The sequence below is a fragment of the Streptococcus sp. E17BB genome (assembly GCF_041807725.1).
Taxonomy (GTDB): Bacteria; Bacillota; Bacilli; order Lactobacillales; family Streptococcaceae; genus Streptococcus; species Streptococcus entericus.
Window position 1 is genome coordinate 12,644 of sequence record NZ_JBGTZC010000018.1, and the last position, 25,631, is coordinate 38,274.

Below are 25,631 nucleotides of genomic sequence, written 5' to 3' on the forward strand. Positions count from 1 at the left end.
CTCTAAATTAGACTTGTCTACTCATTAGGTCGCTCTGCAATCTTCCAAAAGAAAAACAGACCGACCATAGATCGAATCTGTTTTTGGATCTTAGATGGCGCCCTCGGCTTCGGGAGCAATGTTCATCGCCAAGGCGAAGTTTCCGATGATTGCAGAGCCGTTTTCTGGCACAATCGGGGTCACGATATAATCCTCAACCGCAGGTACTGGCAGGTAGCCGTTGAGGAGCTGGCTAAAGTAATCCCGCACGCGTTTGAGCATGTGGTCTTGAGCCATGACGCTACCACCGAAGACGATAACCTCTGGGCGGAACATCATGGTTGCCTGAATGGCAGCTTGGGCAATGTAATAGGCTTGTTTATCCCAAACATCACTATCTAGTGGGATGTGTTCCCCACGGCTACCGGTTCTGGCCTCAAGAGATGGACCGGCTGCCAACCCTTCGAGGCAGTTTTTGTGAAATGGGCAAATCCCTTCAAATTCGCCTTCCTCTGGATGGATAGCCATATAGGTGTGTCCCATCTCGGTATGCCCAATACCACCGATGAACTGTCCATTCATGTAAGCCCCAGCGCCAATGCCTGTGCCGATCGTGTAGTAGACCAAGTTTTCGACGCCATCGCGGGAAATAACTTCGCCATAAGCAGACGAGTTAACATCCGTCGTAAAGTAAATCGGTACATTAAGAGCCTTTTTCATAGGACCAATCATATCGGCATTAGACCAATGTGATTTTGGAGTTGTTGTCACGTAACCGTAGGTCGGTGAGTTTTCATCAATATCAATAGGACCAAAAGACCCCACCGCAATAGCCTCTAATGCCTCAAATTGTTCAAAAAAGGCAATCACTTGGGCAATGGTCTCATCAGGAGTGGTCGTTGGGAACTGGGTTTTAGCCACCACGTCAAAATCGCTGTTGCCGACAGCACAGATAAACTTGGTGCCACCAGCTTCCAGACTACCGTAAAGTTTTGTTGTCATCGTCTTCCTTTCTATCTCTGAAGAATATGTTCTTGTCAGAACAGAGACGCTCACTTTAGGACAAGTATTGGCGCCATCTCTGATCTGACTATCAGAGCGTTGACGGTGCTGTTTACTTGTTCTAAAACAGTCTCTAGTCTAACAAGCAAGGCTAGGACAATGCCTAGCCTTGGGAATATTAGTTGCTCAAGGCAATCAAGTCTTGACCAACAGTCACTGTACCGTCTGCAAGTGGGGTCACTTGGGCATAGGCATCTGTGTTTGTGATGATAATCATGGTTGTGTCATCAAGACCTGCCGCTGCAATTTTCGCAGAATCAAAGGTAGCGATGACATCACCAGCCTTAATGGTTTGACCTGCTTTAACCTTAGGCTCAAAACCATCACCAGCCATTGACACGGTATCGATACCGATGTGAATCAGGATATCAGCACCCTTGTCAGACTGGATACCGTAGGCATGCCCAGTTTCAAAGGCCACAGAAACCGTTCCATCAGCTGGAGCGTAAACGGTATTAGCACTAGGTTTGATGGCAATTCCTTGCCCCATAGCACCGCTAGAAAAGACTGGGTCATTAACAGTTGCAAGAGTTACCGCTTGCCCAGCAAGTGGGCTAACAAGCACCTCATCTTTAGAGGTCACTTCAGCTGCGGGTGCTTGTACTGGTGCAACTGAAGGACTAGGCTTTTTTACAGCAGCCTCATCTTCAAAACCAAAGAAGTAAGTGAAGGCAAATCCAAGTGCAAATGAAACAGCTACCATAAGGAGGTATTGGAACAACTGACCATTACCCAGGTAGAGGGTAGTACCAGGGATGATGGTGACACCTGAACCTGTACCAGCCAAACCAAGGATAGAAGCCAACATACCACCTAGCGCACCTGCACCGAGTGACAAGAAGAATGGTTTACGGTAACGCAAGTTAACACCGAAGATAGCAGGCTCAGTAATACCCAAGAAGGCTGCAAGAGCTGCTGGGAAAGCAAGAGCTTTCAGTTTCGCGTCTTTTGTTTTCACACCAACCGCAACAGTTGCCGCACCTTGAGCCGTCATAGCTGCTGTGATGATAGCGTTGAATGGGTTGAGGCCAGAGTCAGCCAAGAGTTGGATTTCAAGCAAGTTGAAGATGTGGTGTACACCTGAGACCACGATGATTTGTTGCGTACCACCGATAATCAGACCGCCAAGACCAAATGGCAAAGCAAGCAGAGCCTTAGTCGCAGCCAAGATGTATTCTTCTACCACGTGGAAGACTGGACCGATGACAAACAAGCCCAGGATAGACATCACAAGAAGGGTGATGAATGGCGTTACCAAGAGGTCAAGGGCTTCTGGGACAACCTTGCGGACAGCTTTTTCAAACTTAGCACCGACCACACCAATCACGAAGGCTGGCAAAACAGAACCTTGCAAACCAACAACTGGGATGAAGCCGAAGAATTTCATGGCTTCCACATCACCGCCTGAAGCAACCGCCCAAGCGTTAGGGAGTTGACCAGCAATCAACATTGAACCAAGAACGAGACCGATGGTTTGGTTTCCACCAAATACACGGAAAGTTGACCAAACAACGAGAGCTGGCAAGATGATGAAGGCCGTGTCTGTTAAGATTTGTGAGTAAACCAAGAGATCGCCTTCAAGTGGCATGTTCAAGGCAGCCAAGAGTCCACGCAGACCCATGAACAAACCAGTCGCTACGATAGCTGGAATGATTGGGACAAAGACGTCACCAAAGGTACGGATAGCACGTTGGAACCAGTTGCCTTGCGCAGCAGCTTCCGCTTTTTGCTCACCAGTTGTTGCGGTTGGCAAGCCAAGGCCAACGACTTCATCGTAAATTTTGTTAACAGTACCTGTACCGAAAATCAGCTGGTACTGATCTGAGTTAAAGAAAGCGCCTTTAACCTTGTCGATGTTTTCTGCTTTTTCTTTGTCAATTTTCGCTTCATCAACGACCATGACACGCAGACGAGTTGCACAGTGGGCAACGCTCTTGATGTTCTCGCGACCACCCAGAGCCTCGATCACTTCTTTTGCAATTTGTTTGTTATCCATTGCAAGATGTCTCCTTAAAATTTTTTCGTTCTGAAAACGTTTTTGGTTTTCGTTACCCTTTTATTTTATCACCTTTCTAAAATATGTCAAGCGTTTTGCAGAAATTTTTTATTTTTACTAAAAATCCTTGATTTTTCAGTCGCAAACGTTTACTATATATAGTGACGATAACTGACTAGAAAGGTTTGAACATGAATTTACCGACAGAGATACGCTATAAGCGCTACGAGGATTGGACAGAAAAAGAACTGACTGATATTCAAGACAAGACAGCCAGTTCTCCATGGCGAGCAGGTTACCATATCGAGCCCACATCAGGAATGCTCAATGACCCCAACGGTTTTTCTTACTTTAATGGGAAGTTTACCCTCTTTTACCAGAGCTGGCCCTACGGTCCTGCTCATGGGCTCAAGTCCTGGGTGCATACGGAGAGCGAAGATTTGGTTCGCTTCACGGAGACCGGCACAGTCATCTACCCAGACACGCCACTGGACAGCCACGGTGCTTATTCAGGTTCAGCCTATGAGATAGATGGGAAACTCTTTATCTTCTATACGGGCAATGTCCGCGATGAGAATTGGGTGCGGACACCCTTGCAGGTCGGCGCTTGGATGGATCAGACGGGACAAATCGAGAAAATCGCCGAGGTGCTGATTGCGCCAGCTAGTGATGCGACTGAGCATTTTCGTGATCCACAGATTTTTGAATACGAGAATGAATTTTATGCCATCGTCGGCGCTCAAAACCATGATAAACAAGGCTTTATCAAGCTCTACAAGGCTGAAGATCGTGACGTGACCAAATGGTCTGAAGTGGGTAACCTAGACTTCGGTGGAAGAGGGAGTGAGTACATGATTGAATGCCCTAATCTGGTCTTTGTTGATGGACAGCCTGTTCTCCTCTACAGCCCGCAAGGTCTGGACAAGGCAGAGCTGGACTACCAAAACATCTACCCTAACACCTATGTCATCGGTCAAACTTTTGATGCTGAAGCAGCCCGTCTGACCAATCCAAGCACTATCATCAACCTTGATGAGGGCTTTGAGTGCTATGCCACTCAAGGGTTTAACACGCCTGACGGGCGGGCGCTGATTGTCAGCTGGATTGGTCTGCCTGATGTGGACTACCCAACTGACGACTATGGCTATCAGGGTGCCATGAGTTTGGTTAAGGAGCTATCCATCAAAGACGGCAAGCTCTACCAGTACCCTGTTCCAGCCATCACTAGCCTGAGACGAAGCGAACAGGTTTTCTCTGCTCTGCCATTGACCCAAAACAGCTACGAGCTGGAGCTTAGCTGCGCTCCTGGGCAAGTGAGCGAGCTCCTGCTCTTTGCTGATCGTGAGGGGAATGGTTTGCGCCTGACAGTGGACACGGAAAATGGTATCATAGAACTGGATCGCAGTCAGGTGGGGGTCCCCTTTGCGACTGACTTTGGCACAACGAGGAGCTGCCAAGTGGCTGCTGGTGCAGTGACGCTCAATGTCTTTGTGGACAAGTCCATCGTGGAAATTTTTATCAATAAAGGAGAAAAAGTCTTTACCAGTCGGGTCTTTCCAACGGCTGAGCAGACCGGCATTGCGCTTTTGTCTGGGCAGGTAACTGGTAGCTACTTTGAATTAGCGAAATAATGGTTGCAAAACTTACCGACGTGGCGGAACTGGCTGGGGTCAGTCCGACCACCGTCTCTCGGGTCATCAATAAAAAAGGCTACCTGTCTGAGAAGACGATTCAAAAGGTTCAGGAAGCCATGAAAGAACTGGGCTACAAGCCTAACAATCTGGCGCGGAGCTTGCAGGGCAAATCAGCCAAGCTCATCGGTCTGATTTTCCCAAAGATTTCCAACGTTTTTTACGCCGAACTGATTGAATACCTTGAGATTGAACTCTTCAAAAAAGGCTACAAGGTCATCATCTGCAACAGCCAAAATGACCCTGACAAGGAACGAGAGTATCTAGAGATGCTGGCAGCCAACCAAGTCGACGGTATTATCTCATCTAGCCATAACTTGGGAATTGACGACTACCAGCGAGTGGAAGCTCCTATCGTTTCATTCGACCGTAACCTAGCTCCTGATATTACGGTGATTTCATCGGATAACTTTGCTGGCGGGATTACGGCTGCTATGACCTTGCACCGCTCTGGCTGTCAACGCATCATGATGATTGCTGGTAATGATAATTCGGACTCACCAACAGGCCTACGACGTCAAGGTTTTCAGTCTATTTTGCCTCAAGCTCCTGTCGTCAATATCCCGACAGACTTTTCTCCCATTCGTAAAACCATGGAAATCAAATCTTGCTTGACACAACACCAGCCGGATGGGGTCTTTGTTTCTGATGATCTGACAGCACTTTTGACCATGAGCACTGCTCGCCAGCTGGGCTTACAGATCCCTGAGCAACTGAAAATCATCGGCTATGATGGCACACACTTTATCGAGACCTATCATCCCGAGTTGACGACCATTAAGCAACCCCTGCGGGAAATAGCAGAGCTTTTGGTTGATGTCCTCACGAAAAAAATTGATAAGCAACAAACTAATCGTGAGTATATCTTGCCGATTACTCTCCTAACTGGGGGAAGTGTTTGAAAGTAAAACGTTTAAGAGACAAGTTAGCACTCGGGTGCTTCAATTTGTCTTATCTCGGTTACTTGATGCGTATAAGTAAAAAAACTCTTTTTTCTCTATGAGAGTAGAAAAGTCTTAGGTTTTCTACTCTCATAGGATTTCTTGCTCTTAATGTTCTTGATGTAGAGGACACCAGTTGACTAATCTCTGATTAGAGAGTACGCTGAATACAGCTGATGTTATTCTTCGACTACTACACCTACTAACTCAATAACGATAAAGCCCTTGCTAAGATGATACTCCTAGCAAGGGCTTTATATCTGCCTTATTTTTTTATTTTGTGGGCGAGAATAATGTTGGCTAGACGGTATCGTCTAGAGTTCTATGATTCACTTCAGAAATCTGATTCGGTCTAGCTGGTGTTTGTACTCTCGGCATATGCCTCGCTAGTTTCGTTAATGGTTCGTCAGCTCTTCGGATTCCGCCAAATCTGGGTGTCAAGCAAGCCACAGAAAGCATCAACAGGTGACATGCCTGTGAATTCTGACTCACCAGCCAATTTCGCTACTAGGGCTGTCATGGTGTTGTCCATACTGTCGTAGGTATTGATGTAAGTACCGACCTGTGGCATATCTGCTAGGGCAAAGGCATGCTGAACAGAGATGACGATGGTTGGCACTTCGTGCACATAAAAAGGTTGGTCTGGCGTCCCCTTGGCTGCTGGCCAGATGATGCGCTGGGTTGTACCTCCTGAGTTGACATCGACCAAGTTAATGATGAGGTCATAGTGGTCGGTCAGATTGGCAATCGGTTGTTTCTGAGCATAGACATTGGCAATGGCTGCTCCGCGCTCCTCAGGAGGCAGTTTCATGATTCGCTCTTCGGTGGACTCCCAGATGGCAACCTCGTGCCCTCTGGCCTCTAAGAGTTCTTTGACCTTGTCAGATGCTCGCTTTTTCCCAGCGTTAATCATAGCTCCAAAGCCACCCTTGTAGCCCTCAACATTGACAATTAGAATTCGCTTGTAGCGCTCTGGCGTCACAGGGAAGATCCCTTGTTGCTTGGCCTTAACGAGGGTAATGGCCTTGTCTGCTACCTCATCTGAAATGGCTTGCGCTTCTGCCGTATGAATGCGAGACAGAGCCTCCTCTTTTGGCAACAGGATGTCTTCACGGCGTCCTTCGAAGGTATGAAGGCCCAGTTTGGCCTTGAGTCCCAGCGTCCGACGCAGGGCATCATGCAGGCGTTCGTCTGTCAGAATCCCCTTCTCATACCCCTCTTTCATCCAAGCGATGTCTTCATCAGGGTCATTGAAGAAGAGGAAAAGGTCACACCCTGCCTCGATAGCCGTCGGCAAAAGCTCTCGACGGGGCATGGATGCTGTCATCCCAATCATGTGAGAGGCATCGGTCACGATTGCACCGTTATAACCCAATTCGCCGCGCAGGAGCTCATCCAACAGCGTCTTATTGAGAGAAGCAGGCAACATGTCATCCAGCTCACGCTCTGGGTGCAGTTCTTTTTCAACATTTGGCAGGTGAATGTGACCAGCCATCACCCCTGGTAACCCTGCGTCAGTCATTTCCTTATAAATCCGTCCAAAACTCTCCATCCACTCAGACTTGGTCATGGGGTTGGCTGCATAGGAGAGGTGATGGTCACGCTCATCAATCCCGTCCCCTGGGAAATGCTTGGCAAAGGGCAGAATGCCCTGTTCCATAATCCCTGTCATGTAGGCCCTGGAGAGCTCGATGGTCTGATCCACATCAGCCCCCCAGGTACGGTTAGCAATGATGGGATTGCGCCAGTTTCGGGTCAAATCCATGATTGGGGCAAAGGAGGCATTGCAGCCGACAGCTGAGGCCTCAATCCCAGCAATTTTGCCCATGTCATAAGCATAGCGAGGGTCGTTGGTCGCTGCGATTTTGATTTCGTCACCGACCTTTGTCCCGTCTGTCACGGCCCCATCACCACCAGCTTCTGTATTGGCAGCGATGAGGAGCGGAATCTTAGACTTGGTTTGCAAAATGTAATTTTGCTCCCAGACTTCTGCGGCTGTTCCCTTATTGTAGCGAACTGCAGCAATCTTATAAGTATCCAAGACTTCTGTCAGGTAGTCCTCGCTACGGCTGGCTCCCATATTGACAAAGAGTTGACCGATTTTTTCATCTAAGGTCATGCCAGCGATGGTCTCTTCCACCCAAGCAATGGCCGCCTTATCCAAGTTGTAAGGCGTTTTGGTTAAATCAACAAGATGTGTCATAAATTCTCCTTAATCTAAATTCTCCCAGAAGCGGCTCTTATAGCTTGCTTCATCATAACAACCTGCGATAACGTTATCCGCTTCATGCTCTAACAAGTCTGACCAAGACTGGGCCTCATCCCCGACGATAATCGGATAGAAAGCCACACCATTTTGCTCGGCCGCCTGACAATCGCCTGGGGAGTCTCCAATCATCAGCAAATGGTCTGGTTTCTCCACCCTGGTCAGGAGCTGAGCGAGGACATCTTCTTTTTTGCCGCGGTCTTGGCAGTAGAGGTCCGTCACAAACTCCAGAAGCCCTTGGTCGCTCCATTCTTCTTCGACCGCTTCGCGATTGGCAGAGCTAACCACATAGACCTCGCCTAACTGACTGAGTTTTTTAAGTCCTTCTCTGGCATTCGGAAAGGCTAACGCCTCACCCTCATAGGCTTTGATGTGGGTGTTAACATCATTAGACCAATCCAGGGCTGCCTGCAAATCCTGGCTGTCCTGCTCAGCAATTGCCGCCTCTAAGGAGGCGTTGGACAGCGAATCAGTCGTCTTAGCCCAATCCACCAAGCGATCAATACCTGTCACCCCAGCCGCTTGCAAGGACATGACCAGACCCGTAAAGCGGTTGACCCCACGGGTACGGGAATAGAGATTGAGTTTCTCCCAGTCTGTTTGAAAAGCATCTGGGTCTGCAATCGGAAAATGTTTCGTGATCAGCGGACCAAAGAAAAGCTCGTGCTTGTAAGTCATAGTATCCATGGCACAGCCATCTGAATCCACACAGAAAAGATAGGTTGCTCGTGTTGTCACAGTATCCTCCTTGTTCACATGATTAGCCTAGTCTGCATCCAGCAAAATAAAGGCACAGCTGGCAGGAGGCAAGTCCAAGTCCCCAGCAGCCTGTCTAACAGCTGGGAGGTCTGGTAAAGTGCCAGCACTGGTCAACTGCAAGCTCTGACCGTTCAAGGTCATGACAGCCGAACGACGCTTGCCTTCAGTAGGGGCGATCAGGTAAAGGTCCGCCGATGTTGGCAGGGTTACCCGTGTTGCGCTCGTCTCTGAATTGTTGATGACCAGATAAGCATAACCTCCCTTGCCATCTTGACGAGAATGGACAAAGACATGCGCCCCCTCTCGAATAGGTTCACCACTGGCAAAGACCTGCTGCCCCATCAGGCGGTTCCAAAGGAGCACAGCAAAGTAATTTGGCCGTGGGGTAAAGACCACCCGTTCTAAGAAACCATAATCAGAAGCCGCCAAGGTATTGTGGAAAATAACCCCCTTGGTCAAACTAGCAAAGGTTCCCAATTCATTGAGGGTCCGTGGGACATCCAGATAAGTCGATGCCCAGGTATTGCCACCGCCGCCAGCATCCCCCGACTCCGTCACCCACATCTCCGCTCCAGGCACAAAGCGGTCTCGCAGCGGCAAGTAGGTCTGACAGAAATTCCCAGACACCGCCAGATACTCCTCTGACAAAGCCTCCTCAGCTGACCAATGACCACTTGGCAGGACTGGCGCTAGACGTTCGGACACCCCATTGTAGTAGTGGTAAGAAAAGACGTCCAAGCCTTCTTTGGTCCCTTCCAAGAGATCCTCACAGTTGGCCACCTCACCGACCAGTTGCTCAACACCACCCGTACCTGTCGTATCAGGCTTACCAAAGACGATGTTATCCCCACCTGTAGTACTTGGCCCCACCCTGAGACAGTCTGGGTAATGCTCACCTAACCAGGCAAAGAAAAGGTCATGGTCCCTACGATAATGGGCTGCGGTATAGCCTTTTGGAAAACCCGTCTCCTCCATCATGTTCGGCTCATTAGTAAATTCTACCGCTTCAATCGGCACTCCATAGCGTTGACTGAGGGCAAAGAGCTGCTTAGATTGCTCGGGATTCCAGGGCTCCTCCGCCGAATGCAGCCCAGGACAGTTGGCCAAAGACACCATGAGGTGTCCCCCAACCGCCTTGACAAAGTCCAAGACACCGATCCACTGCTCCTTAGTCAGGAGGTTGAGATAGCCATCAGGCACTTGACCACCAGCTCTGCCATCAAAATCATAATAGGTCTTGGTCGCCCAAGTTCCCGACACCCGAATCCAGGCTTCGCCCAGTTCTTTGGCCAAATAGCGGAGCTTCTCATTGGACAGGTCAATCGGATCATAATACTGCATCAAATCCTTGTACATGGCTGTAATGCCTTCGCCTATCGGTTCTACATAGAAGTCCTTAGTCCCTGCGATTTCCTCTGGCGAATAAGCCTTCCAAAAGGTCCCACCCGTCACCTCAGCAAACTCAATATTGTAAGAAACCAAGAGGGGATTGGTCTCATGAAGGGGTTGTAAGCCGTCTGTTTGTAAATGTAAGTGCACCATGCCTGTCATCCTTTCTTATAGGGATTAAGGTTAGCTGGTCAATCCCACCCTGCTAGATTGACAGAAGGGTAGGGGCTACTCCAGCTAACCTGTGATCTTATACCAGTCTTATAACCATTACACACCTGAATAGGCAGAGAAGCCACCATCAATCGGCAAGACAACGCCGTTGACAAAGCTAGATAGGTTCTCATCAGCCAGGAAGAAGATGCCACCGATTAACTCTTCAGCTTCACCAAAGCGACCCATAGGTGTGTTGCGCAAGATTTTCTCTGCACGGGCAGATGGCGTGCCATCTTCGTTGAAGAGCAAGCCGCGGTTTTGGTTGGTTACCAAGAAGCCTGGAGCGATAGCATTGCAACGGATACCCACCTGAGAAAAATGAACCGCCAGCCACTGGGTAAAGTTTGAAATTGCTGATTTAGCCCCTGAGTAGGCAGGGATTTTGGTCAGAGGGGTATAGGCATTCATACTGGAGATGTTAATAATATTTGCCCCTTGTCGACCGACCATGTCTGGGGCAAAAACCTGCGTCGGCAGAAGCGTCCCCAGATAGTTGAGGTTGAAGACAAATTCAATCCCAGCCTTGTCAAGGTCAAAGAAGGACTTGGTCCTCTCTGGCAGGTCAAGAGTATGAAACTCATTATCGGTTGTGGCGCGTGGATTATTACCTCCGGCCCCGTTGATGAGGATGTCGCAAGGGCCAAGGTCTGCCAACACTGCCTCACGCACCTCTTCTAAACTGTCTTTTTCAAGGACATTGGCCTTGTACGCCTTGGCCACACCGCCATCAGCCACAATAGCATCCTCAAAAACTTGGGCAGCCTCTTGGTTGAGGTCCAGCAGAGCAACCTTAGCTCCTGCCTCGGCAAAGGCCTTAGCCATCGAACCGCAGAGCACACCCCCTGCACCTGTAATCACCACAACCTTATCCTGAAACGAAATCACCTTTGTCATATTAATTTTTTCCTTTCTAGTTATCTCTGACTGTTTTGGTCTTGATGCCAAAATCAGGGGTTTTTCCAGCCGCTCGCATGTTGGCCTCGTAGAGACCATTGAAATAAGCCGCTCCCAAGGCACGATCGTAGAGGCCGTAACCAGGGGTCTTGGCCTGGTCACCCCAGATGCGACGCCCATGGTCAGGACGTAGCGCCCCTTGCCAGTTGTAATCAACCAAGAGCTTGATGACCGCGTTCATGTCAATGTCACCAGCCGAGGACAGGTGAGCGGTCTCTTGGAAGCCCCAATCGCCTGCGGTCACGTTACGGGTGTGCATAAAGTTAATCCGATTGCGCTTGAGGGCGTATTCGTGGATGGCTAGCACATCGTTAGCTGGGTCAGACGCGTAAGAGCCGACACACATGGTGATGCCATTGTTTGGCGAATCGTAGAGGTCGAGGAAACGCTCCACAGACTTGAGACCTGTGATGATGCGTGGCAAACCAAAGATACCATATGGAGGATCATCAGGATGAATGGCCATTTTGACACCAGCCGCCTCAGCCGTTGGCATGATGGCCTTGATGAAGTATTCCAAGTTCTCCCAGAGGTCTTCTTCACTAATGTTTTCACGATAATTCTCAATGATGGCCTTCATCTCCTCCTTAGAATAGGACGAGTCCCAACCTGGCAGGTTAAGGTCATCTGCCACAGGGTCAACCCCTGCTAAGTCAGCCTTGAGAAAGGCTAACGAGGTGGTGCCGTCTGGTAGTGGGTGATGAAGGTCTGATCGCGTCCAGTCAAAAACGGGCATAAAGTTGTAGCAGACCACTGGAATCCCTGCTGCTCCAACGTTTTTAATTGAGGTCTTGTAGTTTTCAATCAACTCATCACGGTTGGGCTTGCCCTGTTTGATGTCTTCATGGACCGGGATGGACTCAATCACGGTAATCTCAAGGCCAGCAGCCTCCACCTGTCTTTTCAACTCTAGAATGTTCTCCAGAGGCCAGGCTTGACCAACAGGCACATCATAAACAGCTGTGACAATTCCTTGCATCCCAGGGATTGCTTTAATTTCTTCTAGGGTAACGGGATCCTTTTTCCCGTACCAACGAAAGGACATTTTCATGACTTGTCTCCTTAGGGGTTAATTGTTGAAAAATAGCTGAGCGTTATGGTAGCAAATACCTTCGATAAAAGGCTTGAGCAGGTCATCATCATTTGGGATTTCTTCTGCCTCAACCCAGTCACCGATAAAACTGCAGAGGATACGGCGGAAATAATCATGCCGCTGGAAGGACATGAAGCTCCGTGAATCAGTTAACATCCCAATAAAGTTGGCCAAGAGACCCTGCTCTGCATAATGGGTCATCTGATCTATCATGCCAGTCTTGGTGTCATTGAACCACCAACCTGCTCCAAACTGTAACTGACTACGCTGACCAGCCGAATTCGCTTGGAAATTGGCCAGCGTATTGGCCAAAAGTACATTGTAACTCGGATTAAGAGTGTACCAGACCATTTTAGGTAGCTGGTCGCTGCTAGCTAGGGCATCGAGGAAGCGGTTGAGGTGATCGGCCAGATCAATCTGGTCACCCATAGAATCAAATCCGCTATCAGGTCCCAGCTGACCAGAGAGACGGCTATGGCTGTTACGAACAGCTCCAAAATGAACTTGGGTCACTAAACCGTACTGGTGATAGAGTTTGCAGAGTGCCAGATAGATGCCTGATTGCCAGTAGGCCTTGTCTTCTTCTGTCAGGGGTTGACCAGCTAGCGCCTTGGTCAAAATCTCGTCCAACTGTTCTGGTTCAGTCGCCAGGTACTGCACTGCCCCAAAGCTGATGTCTGACGCCTGACAACCATGCGCCACAAAGTAGGCGATTCGGTCTTCCATTGCAGCGACTACATCTGCAAAACCTGTGATAGTACGGCCTGTCTTGATCGCCAGACGGTCAATAAAGTTGGCAAAATTGGCATGAGCCACAAAAACCTCATCTGGACGGAAGGTCGGCGCTACCACCATATCAATGGTCTCATCTGCTGCAATTTTCTCATGCCAGACGAGGTCATCTAAGGGATGGTCAGTTGTGCCAACAAACTTGACTTTGGCTAAGCGTAGGAGCGACCGAGGGCTGATGGCGCCACCTGCTAGGATGTTGTTCAGTCGGTCATATAGGCTCTTCCAGTTCTCAGCCTTGATGACCTCATCAATCCCAAAAACGGTTTTCAACTCCAGATGGCTCCAATGGTAGAGCGGGTTCCCGAAAGCCCTGCTGACGGTTTCAATCCATGCTCGGAATTTCTCCGATTTTGGGGCTTCACCAGTGATCAAGTCCTCCGCTATGCCATTTGTCCGCATGAGACGCCACTTGTAATGGTCACCAGCCAACCAGAGGTCAACGATGTTGTGGTAGGGCTTATCCTCAAAAATCGCCTGCGGATCCAGGTGGCAATGGAAATCGTAGATTGACATGTCCTTGGCAAAGCTGTACAGGTGTTTGGCGCTTGCCGTCGTCAACATAAAGTCCATATCATTAAAAGTCATCTTATCCCTCCACTGCTGCCATAAAGGCTTGGGCAAAAGTTGTCACACTGGCGTAGCCCTCAGTCTCCACCTTGGCACTCAAGGCAGAGCCAACACCAACCGCACAAGCACCGGCTGCCTTCCAGCTGGCGACATTGTCAATTGACACCCCGCCCGATGGCATAAGCTCTACCTGTGGTAGCGGTCCGTGAATATCCTTGATAAAAGCAGGCCCTAAACTGCCGCCAGGGAATAGCTTGATGATCTCACAACCGACCTCCATCGCTGCCACAATCTCTGTGGCTGTCGCACAACCTGGGAAATAGAGCCTACCAGCCTCCTGGGCAAGGCGCTGGATACTGGCGGAAAAATGTGGACTGACCAGAAACTTTGCTCCTGCCACCAACGTCTCACGCGCCAGATCATCTGTCATGACCGTCCCAGCCCCGATGACCACGGTCTCGTCACCTGCATACTCGTCAAGCAGGGTTGCAATGACCTGACTGGCCTCTGGTGTGGTGTAGGTGATTTCGATATTTTTAATCCCTCCTGCGATGGCATGGCGAGAAATCTCCAAAGCATCATCTGATGATTTCCCGCGAATCACTGCAAAAGCATAGTTGGTTTTTAGCCGTTCTAGCATGTTAACTCCTTTCGATTAGCTGATTATAAAAACGTTTACCTAATTTTATCCTATCATTCATCAGATGATTTGTCAAGGAAAAAACTTATTTTTATTTGAAACAGGAGCAAAAAAGTTAAATTCATATGATGATTCGAGAGAAGGGATGGGACAAGAGTTCCCCTGACTATCTCAAAAAAGCAACGGATTTGCTACCATTGCTTTCTGCATTAAGAAGTATGAACCTCTGTTTTTTGAACTGAGAAAAGTTTTGTTTCAGAAACTCGCTATTCAAAACCAGCGCTGACAGCTAGGATATGCCGTAGCATAGCATCATGAGCTTGGATGCTGTCCTTGCTCTTGACCGCTTCAAGAATTTTTCGGTGGGCCAGACGGCTATCATCTTGTAACTCTTTTGTAGCAAAATTATGGTTAATCAGGGTGATGGACTGATGGATAACCGGTAAAAGACTATCCAAGGCCAGATTGCCACTCATTTTAGCCAGACGACGATGTAAAGCCACGTCTAGCTGGACATGGTCGGTCGTTTGGTTATCATAAGAGGCTTCAATGGCTGCAATCAAGTCTTCCAGCTCCTGACAATCCTCTTCCGTCGCGTTGAGCGCGGCCTTAGCAGCCACACGAGGCTCTAAGAGCAAACGGATTTCAAATAAGTCGTGGGTTAATTTAGCTGTATCTTTGATAAAGGCAAATCCAAGCGGATCGTCAGCCACTCCTTTCTTGCTGCTGATATAGGTACCCGATCCCTGTCTGACTTCTAAAATATTGCGGGCAGCCAGCCGACGAACGGCCTCACGAATGGTACTGCGACCAACCTGCAACAAGGCGCCCAAATCGTATTCATTGGGCAGGCGCGTGCCTGGTTCAAATTGCTGTTCTTTGATATAGGCTTCCAGCCGTTGAGCTGCCTGGTCTGCCAAGGGTTGATGACTTTTCTTCATGTGTCCTCCTCTTCTCTTTATTATAGCAAGCCCACCCGTTCTGTCAACTTATACGAGTAAAATTTCTCTCCAATTTACAGTAAGCTATATCATTTACTGATTTGTTGCCCTCTCCATTTGACCGCACATAGTGAAAGACACCTACATCAACGTGCAGGTGCCTAACGCTTTATGATTTATAGCCAAAATTAGGGATTGCCGCCCAACGTTCCTTAAACAAGCGCACCACTTGTTTAGGGTCACGGTTACGACTAAAGAGACCCTTGTGGTTGCCCTTGATGCGAATGAGACTGACATTGGTCTCAAAATCAGCAAAGTTCCAGACCTGCTCTCCGACAAAGTAAGGTAGGATGTCAAAGACCTCATGGTTAGCAGCGTAGTAGTCACACTGGTACTCCTCCGTATACGGAATATCCCAGAGTGAGTGGTAGCCAGGTAGGGTATCTGCACCGTACTCGGTAAACATGATTGGCTTGTCTGGGTAAAGGCGATGCCAGTGCTCTAACTCCTCTTTCAGGTTTATCTTGGCATCTTCTAATTCAGCATGGTCCTTGTACCAGCCATAGTAGCGGTTGAGGCAGATAACGTCCAGCAAATCCGTGACCAAATCCTTATCTGGCAGAGCCATCATGATATTGACCAGAGTTACTGGGCGTTTTTGAGGGTCTAAGTCACGGTAGAGCTGGATAAGCGGTGCAAAGTATTCACGCGCCCCTGCTTCATGAGAGGACGGCTCATTAGCAACCACCCACATGACCACACAGGCATGGTTCTTATCCCGCTGGACCAGTTCACGAATGACCGCTTCATGCGCCTCCTTGGTCTTCATGACTGACCAGGTGTTATCAGATGTTTCCTTATCGCCTAACAAATCCAAGGCTGCGGTAAAATTCTGGAAGAGCCCAACCGCAGGCACTTCATCGATAACCACGATTCCCATACGATCCGCCAAGCGCATCATCTCCTCAGAATAAGGGTAATGAGAGGTGCGGAAGGAATTGGCACCGATGGATTTGAGCAAATTCAAGTCCATCAGGTTAGCAGCTTCATTGAGCCCCCGACCGTTGATATAGGTATCCTCATGTTTACCAAAGCCCTTGAAATAAAAGGGGTGGTTATTGATGAGAAACTGGGCATCCTTAACCTCAACCTTACGGAGACCAAAAGGCTCATCGTAGCAATCGACGACGGTTGCCCCATCCAGTAGTTCCACACGGCAGGTGTAGAGGTAAGCATCAAGCGGTTGCCAGAGTTGCACTGGAGACAGTGTTAACTTTTGGTCAGCTTGTCCCTGCGCCACCAGCCGTCCTTGCTCGTCAAGTAGGCTAACACGCGCTTCTAACTGACTGCTTTGGGCCACTGCCACACGGATACGAGCCTCTGATAAATCTTCTGACAAAACATAGTTGACAGTAATATCCTCAATATGCTGTTTTGGTCGAGTGTAGAGCTTGACAGGTCGGTGAATCCCTGCGTAGTTAAAGAAATCAAAGTTTTCCTTAACCACCTGTTTAATGCCACCATCAGGCAGAGCTTTCTCGATGTAGTTGCCCACAGGAAGTGTGGTGTAGTCCAAAATATTATTGGCACAAACCGTGATTTTGAGGGGAGAAGCGGTCAAAAACTGAGGAGCCACCACCACTTCAAAAGGAGTAAAACCGCCTTTGTGCTCAGCTACCAGTTGCCCATTGAGGTAGACCTTGGCCTGATGGGTCACCGATCCAAAGCGCAAGACCACTTCCTCATGGTCAGCCAAAGGTGGCAACGCCATCTCGCGCTCATACCAGTTGTCTCCGATAAAGAGCCGTTTGTCCTTGTCGACCAAGACATCATTGAAAGAGGACGGTACGACCATAAGCTCGCTAACCACCTCATCCGCCAGTCGCGATTGAGCAGACGGCGCGTAAGCCCCCTGCTTAAAGTGCCAAAGCCCATTGAGGTCAAATAGTCTACGGGTTGGGGTCAAGAGTGGGTATAACATATAATTTTCTCCTATCTTATGATTTCTTGTTGGGGATGGCTGAGCAGTCCCTCAAGTTCTTGTCGACCAAGGAGATTAATATCTCCTTCAACGCTATGTTTGTAAAGGAAACAAGCCATAGCTGTGTCAAGCAAATACTGTTCCTTGCGACCATCTAGGTGACCAAAAATAATACCTGTCGTGAAGGCATCGCCAGTCCCGACACGATCGATTGCAACAGTCTCTTCAAGCGGGGTTTGTAAGAGTTGACCATTTTGGTAAAGAAAACCTTTTAGGTGGTAGCAATTATTGATTAATTCCCTCTGTGTAAAAGCGAGTGCTTTGAGTTGGTAACGTTCTACCAACTGATTAGCAACTCTAGCTACAAGGTCCAAATCCTGATAAGGACGCGTCAGGCCAAGATTGTCTTTGACATCGTGACCAGCTTGATCTGGTAAACTGATTGGCTCCAAGCCGATACAAATATCAGCTAACTCAACAAGGGGCGTCAGACCTTGTCTAGCTTCTTCAAAAGAAGGCCACAACTGCTCACGGTAATTAAGGTCAAAACTAATCCCTATCCCAAGGTTTTTAGCCGTTTTCATCGCTTTTAAGGTTAGGTCATAACAAGTTGGACTAAGTGCTGCTGTAATGCCTGAGACATGGAACCAATCAACTTCCTTGAAAATTGTCTCCCAGTCATACTGCTCAAAATTAGACTGCGAAAACGCAGAACCTGAACGATCATAGGTAATACGGCTCCTTCTAACACCAAAACCACGTTCGTAAAAATACAGTCCTAGACGACCCTCTTGATGTAGCAGATACCGACAACCAATGCCGTGTTTCTGGATAAATTTTTGGCAGGCTTGACCAACACTATTATAAGGTAAAACAGTGATGAACTCAGTCTTATAACCAAGGGAAGCTAGCCCTCCCAGAACATTGAGCTCTGCCCCTCCAAACTGGCTCTGTAATTGGGTTGTCTGTGAGAACATGAGGTGCTCAGGTGGCGAAATCCGCCACAATACCTCACCTAAACCAATAACATTCATAGTTGTCCTTTCTAGTTGCTTTTTATTGCACTAAAACGGATGGGCAACAACCAATCCGCTTTAGTAAGGAAACCTTAAGGTTCGTCTACTGGGTACTGTGATAGGTCGACATAGTCCATATCAGATAATGGGACGTTTTTAGCAATGTCTTGTACCCGTTCATTATCTTTAGCTGCTTTCATGGCGTGGATTTTCTCTTGGACACGTGCCATTTCTTCATTGTCAAGTTTGTAAAATTTCATCAAGAAGAGGGACACCAGCAAGACTGCTATCGGAATGATAGCAAAGAGTGCAATGGTCGCTAATTTCAAATCAGAGGTTAAAGCTGTTTCAGCAGTTGGGTATTCTTTGGCAAAACCAACCGCAGCTAGCACCCAGCCCACCACCATCGGAGCAAAGGATGATGCAATAGAATCTGTGAAAGAGAAGATGGTCCCAATCATCCCTGACACATAACGCCCAGAGACGGAGGTTTCATAGTCAGAAATATCAGCGCCCATGGTCAATACCAAACCTGACGGCGCTGAGGCAAAGTAACGTCCAAGCGCGTAGAGAACAACAAAGGCTAAACTAACCCCACCCCAGCTAGTAAGGTTTAAACTACCAGGTTCAGCTACAAAGAGTAAACCAGCCACACCCGCAAGGGCAGCAATCCCAACTTGTAAACACATGATGTAAGCTCGACGCAACCCTTTCTTACGAGCAACGCTAGCGGCAAAGGTTGTAACTAAAACGTTTGGAATGACCATCAAGCCTGAAATCACACCAGATAAGGCATAATCACCAAAGAGAATCCCAAAAAGCATCACGGTCACTACCGCATCTCCAAAAAGCTGAGCGCTAAATTTAATTAAAGCAGCAGAGATGGAGAGTACCTGCAGGGGCTTGTTGCCCTTGATGACCTTGATATAATCTTTCATTTCGGTCTTTTGAGTTTTCTCTTCTCCGAGGCCAAAGTATTTCTTATTATCCTTCTCCCAGATACCGACAACAGCCAGAGCTCCTAGGATAGCCGAAATGATGATGACACCCCACATGAGTTCATTGAAGAAAGAATCGGTAAAGCCCCCATGCTTCTTCATCAAGTACCCAGACACAACAATCTGGCTGCCAGAGAAGAGAATAGCTGACATGACACCGTCTGCGATGTTGAAAATCGGGCGCTGTTTAGGGTCATTGGTCAAAGCTGTCTGACCTGCCTTGGTAATAGTTTGTTGCATGGAGTAGCCTATTTTATGAATAATCAGGGCTACAATAAAGAGTGGCATGGTCAAAGCTTTGCCAAAGTGATCGATATTGAAGAGAAAGATAAAAGACAAGGCTGTGATAAGATTACCCAAAATCAAAATCGGACGGTATTTCCCAAATTTGGTATCGGTCTTATCAATTAAGACCCCAATTGATGGGTCGATAATCCCATCAAAAATACGGATATAACCCATGAGTTGGCTGACAAAAATAGCAGCCAAACCTAAAATCCCAGTAGAGAAATAAGTAACAAAACTAAAGGCAACCAGATAGATATTGGTTGAGGTATTGTTAGCAGCAAAAAGAATGATTTGCCACAACTTAGCACGGTTGTAAGCGACGTTCTCGCTTCTATCGACAGTTTGTTGACCCATGACGAGCCTCCTTTTATTGAAATAAAATGGTGGAAACGTTTTTACAAGGTCATTCTATCATTCATCTGATGAATTGTCAAGTGTTTTTGTGTTTTTTATTTAAAATTATCGCTTTTTATTGAAATACATAAGATGTTTTTTGTGTGAAAAAAGATTTATTTTACAAAACATCATACCAATTTCTACTCGATCAAGCAGAAAAAGAGCCACTAACCATTTAAGCACCAGCACCATTTGTTCAATAAAAAAATGATCACCCGATGTTAATCAAGGTCATCATTTTTTCTCTGGCTTCTTCTGAGGTAGAGGATAGGTCTTCCTCCGTCAGTCAAAGTGTTCTTTTTTATTGAGATAAGGGAGGAGCACAGCATTTTCTGGTTGAGTTTTCCAGTCTGGGTTAGACACTATCTGACTGGCTACCTTTCTGGCTTCTTCTAAGATGGGGTAATCCTCGACCAAATCAGCTACCTTAAACTCAGGAAGACCTGATTGACGGGTGCCAAAAATCTCACCAGACCCTCGCATCTTGAGGTCGGTCTCTGCTAGAACAAAGCCGTCTGTGGTCTCGGTCATAATGGTCATGCGTTCCTTGCCTAAATCAGTCTTTGGATTAGCGACTAAAATGGCATAAGATTGTTTATTTCCACGACCAACTCGACCGCGGAGCTGATGAAGCTGGCTGAGTCCGAAACGGTCCGCATCCATAATCAGCATGACCGTGGCATTAGGAACATTGACCCCAACCTCGATGACCGTTGTCGATACTAACAGCGATGTCTTCTGAGATTTGAAGTCCTGCATGATGGCATCTTTTTCTTCATTTTTCAGGCGACCGTGGAGTAGCCCGACCGCGGTCACATCCGTAAAATAGGCAGATAGTTCCTCGTGCAGGACGATGGCATTTTTCAAATCCAAGCTCTCACTCTCCTCAATCAAAGGAGAAATCACATAGGCCTGAGCCCCCTTTAACAGCTCACCCTTGAGCCACCCCAAGACCTGCTCCAACTGGCTGTGTTTGACCCAGCGGGTGATGATGGGTTTGCGTCCAGCAGGCAACTGGTCGATGATGGACACATCCATGTCCCCAAAGGCTGTGATGGCTAACGTCCTTGGAATGGGCGTTGCCGTCATCATGAGGACATCGGGATTATCCCCCTTTTCACGAAAAATCCGCCGTTGCTTAACCCCAAAGCGATGCTGCTCGTCGGTAATGACCAGTCCCAGCTTGCGGTAGGTCACGCCCTCTTGAATCAGAGCGTGGGTGCCAACGACCATATCGACACTTCCGTCAGCAATGGCAGCTAGGGTCGCACGCTTAGCAGCAGCCTTCATTCCCGAGGTCAAGAGAGCGATTGAGACATCTGGCAAGAGCTGGCGCAGACTTGCCACATGTTGTTCCGCCAAAATCTCTGTCGGCACCATCAGCGCTGACTGGTAGCCGGCCGTCAGCGCGGCATACATGGCTAGCGCTGCCACCACGGTCTTACCGCTCCCCACATCCCCCTGCAAGAGGCGGTTCATGTGCCTGCCTGACGCCATATCCGCCAAAATTTCTGTTAAGCTCTTTTCTTGGGCTGGGGTTAGGGCAAATGGCAGAGCTGCCACCTGTTTGTCCAACCGCTTTTTATCGTAGGTCAAGGCTAGGCCACTGGTTTCCTGTTTGTTCTCATGCTTCAAAACTTGCAAGTCCAGCTGAAAATAGAGGAGTTCCTCGAACTTGACCCGTCGTAACGCCTGCTTATAATGGGCCAGATCAGTTGGAAAATGCATGGCATAACAGGCCTCTTGTCGACTGAGCAGGCGATATTTATCTAGTAAGTACTGGGGGAGGTTTTCTTGTAAGAGCGTCAGATACCCCAAATCAATGGCAGCTGTGATGGCCTTGACCAGATTAGTTTGGGTGACGCCTTGGGTCGTGTGATAGACTGGTTGCAGGTCCTCATTTAACTGTGCCAGTACCTTCATGCCTGTCAAGTGCCCTTTAGCGGTATCCCATTTCCCAAAGATAGCGACCTGCTGCCCAACCTGAATCTTTTCCTGCAAGTAAGGCTGGTTAAAAAAGCTGACCCCAACAACCACCTCACCCTGACGCAGTTTGAAGCTCAGCCTATTTTTCTTAAACCCATAATACTGAACATGAGCAGGTGTGGCGACCTCGCCTGCTACCACAGCCTTTTCGCCGTCGAGCAAGTCCAGGACCTGACGACTGCTGAAATCCTCGTAGCGAAAGGGGTAGTGAACCAGTAGATCCTCGATAGTGACTAGACCCAGCTGGGCAAATTTTTCCGCTGACTTAGGCCCGATGCCTGGGAGCACAGCCAGCTTGTCATGTAAGCTTATCATGGGACTATTATAACATAAAACGTCTTCAGCAGGATGATTGATTATTTGGAAGTGTGTCGCGTTGCCACATTGAGAACGGGGATGTTCAGTAGATAATAAAAACCATAACCATTCTTTAGACGAGTGGTTATGATTTTGTTGTCACAATTTTTTCAGTAGTTATCAGTTCACTTAATGACTGACAGATTGTGTAGACTTCTAATCTTCCATCATACTAAAGTGTAACGGTAATCATATCACCATCTGTCTTTTGAAGCGCCTCACGCAAGGTCTTGTTGATGGAGATGATAGGGAAATTCTCTTTTCTTGGAGCTAAGAAGCGTTCGGGTAGCTCGATGCCGTCTAGCAAACCATAGACCTTAACCTTGCCCCAGCCAAAGGTCGGTTGCTTGGTCAAGGGATTTCAAGATAGTAGGTCCATGCGCTGTTACCTGGCTTGTAGCGGAGAGGCAAATTAACCTAATCCAGTAATAGGAGCTTCACTAGAGCTTCGCCTTTAAATACTGGCCTGTGTAGCTAGCTTCCACCGCTGCAACGGCTTCTGGTGTGCCAGTGGCAATGATTTGCCCACCGCCGTCCCCCCCTTCTGGCCCGAGGTCGATGATATGGTCAGCGGTTTTGATGACATCTAGATTATGCTCGATAACCAGTACTGTATTGCCATCGTCGACGAAGCGTTCCAAGACATTGAGGAGGCGAGCGATGTCGTCGGTGTGGAGGCCTGTGGTCGGCTCGTCCAAAATATAGAAGGACTTGCCTGTGGAGCGCTTGTGGAGCTCGCTGGCTAGTTTCATCCGCTGGGCTTCACCGCCTGATAGGGTAGTGGCTGGCTGTCCTAGAGTGACATAGCCCAGACCGACATCCTTGATGGTTTGGATTTTCCGAGCGATTTTGGGAATAGCCGCAAAGAACTCCAAGGCATCGTTGACCGTCATGTCAAGAATTTCAGCGATGTTCTTGTCCTTGTAACGGACTTCTAGCGTCTCACTATTGTAGCGGCGACCGTGGCAGACCTCGCAGGGCACATAAACGTCTGGCAGGAAATGCATCTCAATCTTGATAATCCCATCGCCTGAGCAGGCCTCACAACGTCCCCCTTTGACATTAAAGGAGAAACGCCCTTTTTTGTAGCCACGGATTTTGGCTTCGTTGGTCTGGGCAAAGAGGTCACGAATATCATCGAAGACCCCGGTATAGGTCGCAGGGTTTGACCGCGGTGTCCGCCCAATAGGGCTCTGGTCGATGTCAATCAACCGCTCGATGTACTCGATACCAGTGATTGCTTTGTGCTTGCCAGGTTTGTCACTGTTTTTGTAAAGTTTTTGAGCAATGGCTTTTTTGAGGATACTGTTGATCAGGGTTGATTTGCCAGAGCCTGAGACCCCAGTCACGGCGATGAATTTGCCCAGCGGGAACTTGGCAGAGACGTTTTTGAGATTGTTCTCAGTAGCGCCAATGACCTCGATAAAGCGACCGTTGCCTGCTCGTCGTTCAGTTGGGACAGGAATGTTCTTCTTACCAGACAAGTAGGCGCCTGTGATGGACTGTTTATCCTTGGCGACTTGTTTGGGTGTGCCAGAGGCGACAATTTTGCCACCAAACTGACCAGCACCAGGTCCCACATCAATGAGCCAGTCTGCCGCCATCATGGTATCCTCGTCGTGTTCCACGACAATCAGGGTATTGCCTAGGTCACGCATCTTTTTCAAGCTGTCAATCAGGCGGTCGTTGTCCCGCTGATGGAGACCGATAGAAGGCTCATCCAGCACATAGAGGACGCCAGATAGGTTGGAGCCTATTTGGGTCGCTAGGCGAATTCGCTGACTCTCGCCTCCTGATAGGGTGCCTGCGGAGCGAGACAGGGTTAGGTAGTTGAGCCCGACGTTGTTGAGGAAGGTCAGGCGATCATGGATTTCCTTGATGATGGGTCTAGCAATGATGGCATCGTTGTCGCCTAGTTCCAGCTCGTTGAGAACCGCCAGGTGCTTTTCGATGGACAGGTCGGACAACTGCCCTAGATGGATTCCCTGTTCACCACCGACCCGAACAGACAGAGCTTGGCTATTGAGGCGGTAGCCGTGGCAGGTCGCACAGGTCAGCTCGTTCATATAGGAACGCATGACATTTCGCGTATAGTCACTGGTGCTCTCGTGGTAGCGGCGGTTGATGTTGACCGCAACGCCCTCAAAAGGTAGGTCGATGTCACGAATACCGCCAAACTCGTTTTCGTAGTGGAAATGGAACTCCTGCTCCCCAGAGCCGTAGAGCACCAACTCCTTATCAGTGTCAGACAGGTCAGCCCAAGGCTTGTCCATATCAACCCCCAACTGACCCATGGCCTGCTCCAGCATTTGAGGGTAGTAAGTAGAAGAAATCGGGTTCCAAGGTGCAAGCGCCCCCTCACGCAGGGTCAGGCTAGGGTCAGGAATAACCAAGTCCAAATCGACCTCAAGCCGTATGCCCAGACCATCGCAGGTCGGACAAGAACCAAACGGTGCGTTGAAAGAGAAGAGTCGCGGCTCCAGCTCAGGCACGGTAAATTCGCAGACAGGGCAGGCATAGTGCTCAGAAAAGAGCAATTCGTTGCCGTCCATGGTGTCGATGATGACGTAACCATCTGCCAGTCGCAAGGCCGCCTCGATCGAATCAAAGAGTCTCGACCGAATGCTGTCCTTATTGACCAGACGGTCGACCACAACCTCGATGTGATGGAGCTTGCTCTTGGACAGTTCAGGCACTTCAGTCACATCGTAAACCTCGCCATTGACCCGCACCCGTACATAGCCATCCTTGGCAATCTTTTCAAATAAGGGTTTGTGCTGGCCTTTCTTGCGCCGAACGACAGGCGCTAGAATCTGCATCCGTGTCCGTTCGGGCAGCTCTAGAACCTTATCCACGATTTGCTCTACTGAACTGGCCGCAATCTCACCGTGCCCATTGACGCAGTAGGGCTTGCCGACCCGCGCGTAGAGCAGGCGCAGGTAATCGTTGATTTCCGTCGCTGTCCCTACGGTTGAGCGTGGGTTCTTACTGGTGGTTTTTTGGTCGATGGAAATGGCAGGGCTGAGCCCCTCGATGCTATCCACATCAGGCTTTTCCATGTTGCCCAAAAACTGTCTGGCGTAGGCGGACAGGCTCTCCACATAACGGCGTTGCCCTTCGGCATAGATGGTATCAAAGGCCAGACTGGACTTGCCAGACCCGGAGAGACCAGTCACCACGACCAGTTTGTCACGAGGAATCTCCACCGTGATATCTTTCAAATTGTGGGCACGCGCCCCACGAACGATGAGTTTATCTTGCATAGTTAGTTATCAGTCTTTCTTCATTATCTTTCCATTATACCAAATTTTTTAGAACAACTT

18 protein-coding genes are annotated in these 25,631 nt (G+C 48.7%); 2 read left to right on the forward strand and 16 right to left on the reverse strand.

All coding sequences use genetic code 11. The features are described 5' to 3' along the window. Positions 1-90: 90 nt before the first annotated feature. On the reverse strand, positions 91-981 hold the full coding sequence (gene scrK / locus ACERC7_RS05815) for a fructokinase ScrK (RefSeq protein ID WP_373666392.1): 891 nt from the start codon (positions 979-981) through the stop codon (positions 91-93). Positions 982-1,159: 178 nt separating this feature from the next. Continuing rightward, positions 1,160-3,037 (reverse strand): glucose PTS transporter subunit IIA, encoded by a 1,878-nt coding sequence (locus ACERC7_RS05820; protein WP_373666393.1) that lies wholly within the window; start codon positions 3,035-3,037, stop codon positions 1,160-1,162. A 191-nt stretch (positions 3,038-3,228) separates the two neighbouring features. On the opposite strand from ACERC7_RS05820, the gene ACERC7_RS05825 reads away from it, so the two are divergent. Together ACERC7_RS05825 and ACERC7_RS05830 are read left to right on the forward strand one after the other, a co-directional pair. Then, complete coding sequence (locus ACERC7_RS05825; protein WP_373657992.1) at positions 3,229-4,668, forward strand: sucrose-6-phosphate hydrolase; 1,440 nt, start codon at positions 3,229-3,231, stop codon at positions 4,666-4,668. Then, complete coding sequence (locus ACERC7_RS05830) at positions 4,668-5,630, forward strand: LacI family DNA-binding transcriptional regulator (protein WP_373666394.1); 963 nt, start codon at positions 4,668-4,670, stop codon at positions 5,628-5,630. The genes ACERC7_RS05825 and ACERC7_RS05830 overlap by 1 nt, the downstream gene beginning before the upstream one ends. A gap of 445 nt (positions 5,631-6,075) precedes the next feature. Here the strand turns inward: ACERC7_RS05830 and ACERC7_RS05835 are convergent, their stop codons facing one another. The 14 genes from ACERC7_RS05835 to uvrA all read right to left on the reverse strand — a co-directional run bounded on the left by ACERC7_RS05835 (position 6,076) and on the right by uvrA (position 25,571). Beyond that, the gene (locus ACERC7_RS05835) at positions 6,076-7,872 is read right to left on the reverse strand and encodes a glycoside hydrolase family 3 protein (RefSeq protein ID WP_373660111.1); all 1,797 of its coding nucleotides are present in this window, start codon (positions 7,870-7,872) and stop codon (positions 6,076-6,078) included. A 9-nt stretch (positions 7,873-7,881) separates the two neighbouring features. Next, complete coding sequence (locus tag ACERC7_RS05840) at positions 7,882-8,622, reverse strand: HAD family hydrolase (RefSeq protein ID WP_373658011.1); 741 nt, start codon at positions 8,620-8,622, stop codon at positions 7,882-7,884. A 78-nt stretch (positions 8,623-8,700) separates the two neighbouring features. Further along, positions 8,701-10,236: a beta-glucuronidase gene (locus tag ACERC7_RS05845; RefSeq protein WP_373660110.1), complete on the reverse strand. Its 1,536-nt coding sequence runs from the start codon at positions 10,234-10,236 to the stop codon at positions 8,701-8,703. 117 nt (positions 10,237-10,353) lie between these two features. Then, positions 10,354-11,193 carry an SDR family oxidoreductase gene (locus ACERC7_RS05850; RefSeq protein ID WP_373666395.1) on the reverse strand — a complete coding sequence of 280 codons (840 nt, stop codon included), beginning with the start codon at positions 11,191-11,193 and terminating at the stop codon, positions 10,354-10,356. Positions 11,194-11,209: 16 nt separating this feature from the next. After that, complete coding sequence (locus tag ACERC7_RS05855; RefSeq protein WP_373666396.1) at positions 11,210-12,304, reverse strand: mannonate dehydratase; 1,095 nt, start codon at positions 12,302-12,304, stop codon at positions 11,210-11,212. Between the two features lie 18 nt (positions 12,305-12,322). Then, complete coding sequence (uxaC, locus tag ACERC7_RS05860; protein WP_373666397.1) at positions 12,323-13,723, reverse strand: glucuronate isomerase; 1,401 nt, start codon at positions 13,721-13,723, stop codon at positions 12,323-12,325. 1 nt (position 13,724) lies between these two features. Beyond that, a complete protein-coding gene (gene eda / locus ACERC7_RS05865) occupies positions 13,725-14,345 on the reverse strand; it encodes a bifunctional 4-hydroxy-2-oxoglutarate aldolase/2-dehydro-3-deoxy-phosphogluconate aldolase (RefSeq protein WP_373660104.1) in 621 nt (206 codons plus the stop codon). Between the two features lie 266 nt (positions 14,346-14,611). Continuing rightward, positions 14,612-15,286 carry a FadR/GntR family transcriptional regulator gene (locus ACERC7_RS05870; protein WP_373657998.1) on the reverse strand — a complete coding sequence of 225 codons (675 nt, stop codon included), beginning with the start codon at positions 15,284-15,286 and terminating at the stop codon, positions 14,612-14,614. 169 nt (positions 15,287-15,455) lie between these two features. Next, entirely contained in the window at positions 15,456-17,267 is a 1,812-nt protein-coding gene (gene uidA / locus ACERC7_RS05875) for a beta-glucuronidase (RefSeq protein ID WP_373660102.1), read from the reverse strand. 11 nt (positions 17,268-17,278) lie between these two features. Continuing rightward, a complete protein-coding gene (locus ACERC7_RS05880; protein WP_373666398.1) occupies positions 17,279-18,301 on the reverse strand; it encodes a PfkB family carbohydrate kinase in 1,023 nt (340 codons plus the stop codon). A 74-nt stretch (positions 18,302-18,375) separates the two neighbouring features. After that, positions 18,376-19,923, reverse strand: a complete 1,548-nt coding sequence (locus ACERC7_RS05885; RefSeq protein ID WP_373658002.1) for an MFS transporter — start codon at positions 19,921-19,923, stop codon at positions 18,376-18,378. Positions 19,924-20,247: 324 nt separating this feature from the next. Continuing rightward, positions 20,248-22,266 carry an ATP-dependent DNA helicase RecG gene (gene recG, locus ACERC7_RS05890; protein ID WP_373660098.1) on the reverse strand — a complete coding sequence of 673 codons (2,019 nt, stop codon included), beginning with the start codon at positions 22,264-22,266 and terminating at the stop codon, positions 20,248-20,250. Between the two features lie 214 nt (positions 22,267-22,480). Next, positions 22,481-22,663, reverse strand: coding sequence for a DUF1905 domain-containing protein (locus tag ACERC7_RS05895; RefSeq protein WP_373658004.1), 183 nt, complete (start codon positions 22,661-22,663; stop codon positions 22,481-22,483). Positions 22,664-22,748: 85 nt separating this feature from the next. Further along, complete coding sequence (gene uvrA / locus ACERC7_RS05900) at positions 22,749-25,571, reverse strand: excinuclease ABC subunit UvrA (RefSeq protein WP_373666399.1); 2,823 nt, start codon at positions 25,569-25,571, stop codon at positions 22,749-22,751. Positions 25,572-25,631: the final 60 nt, after the last annotated feature.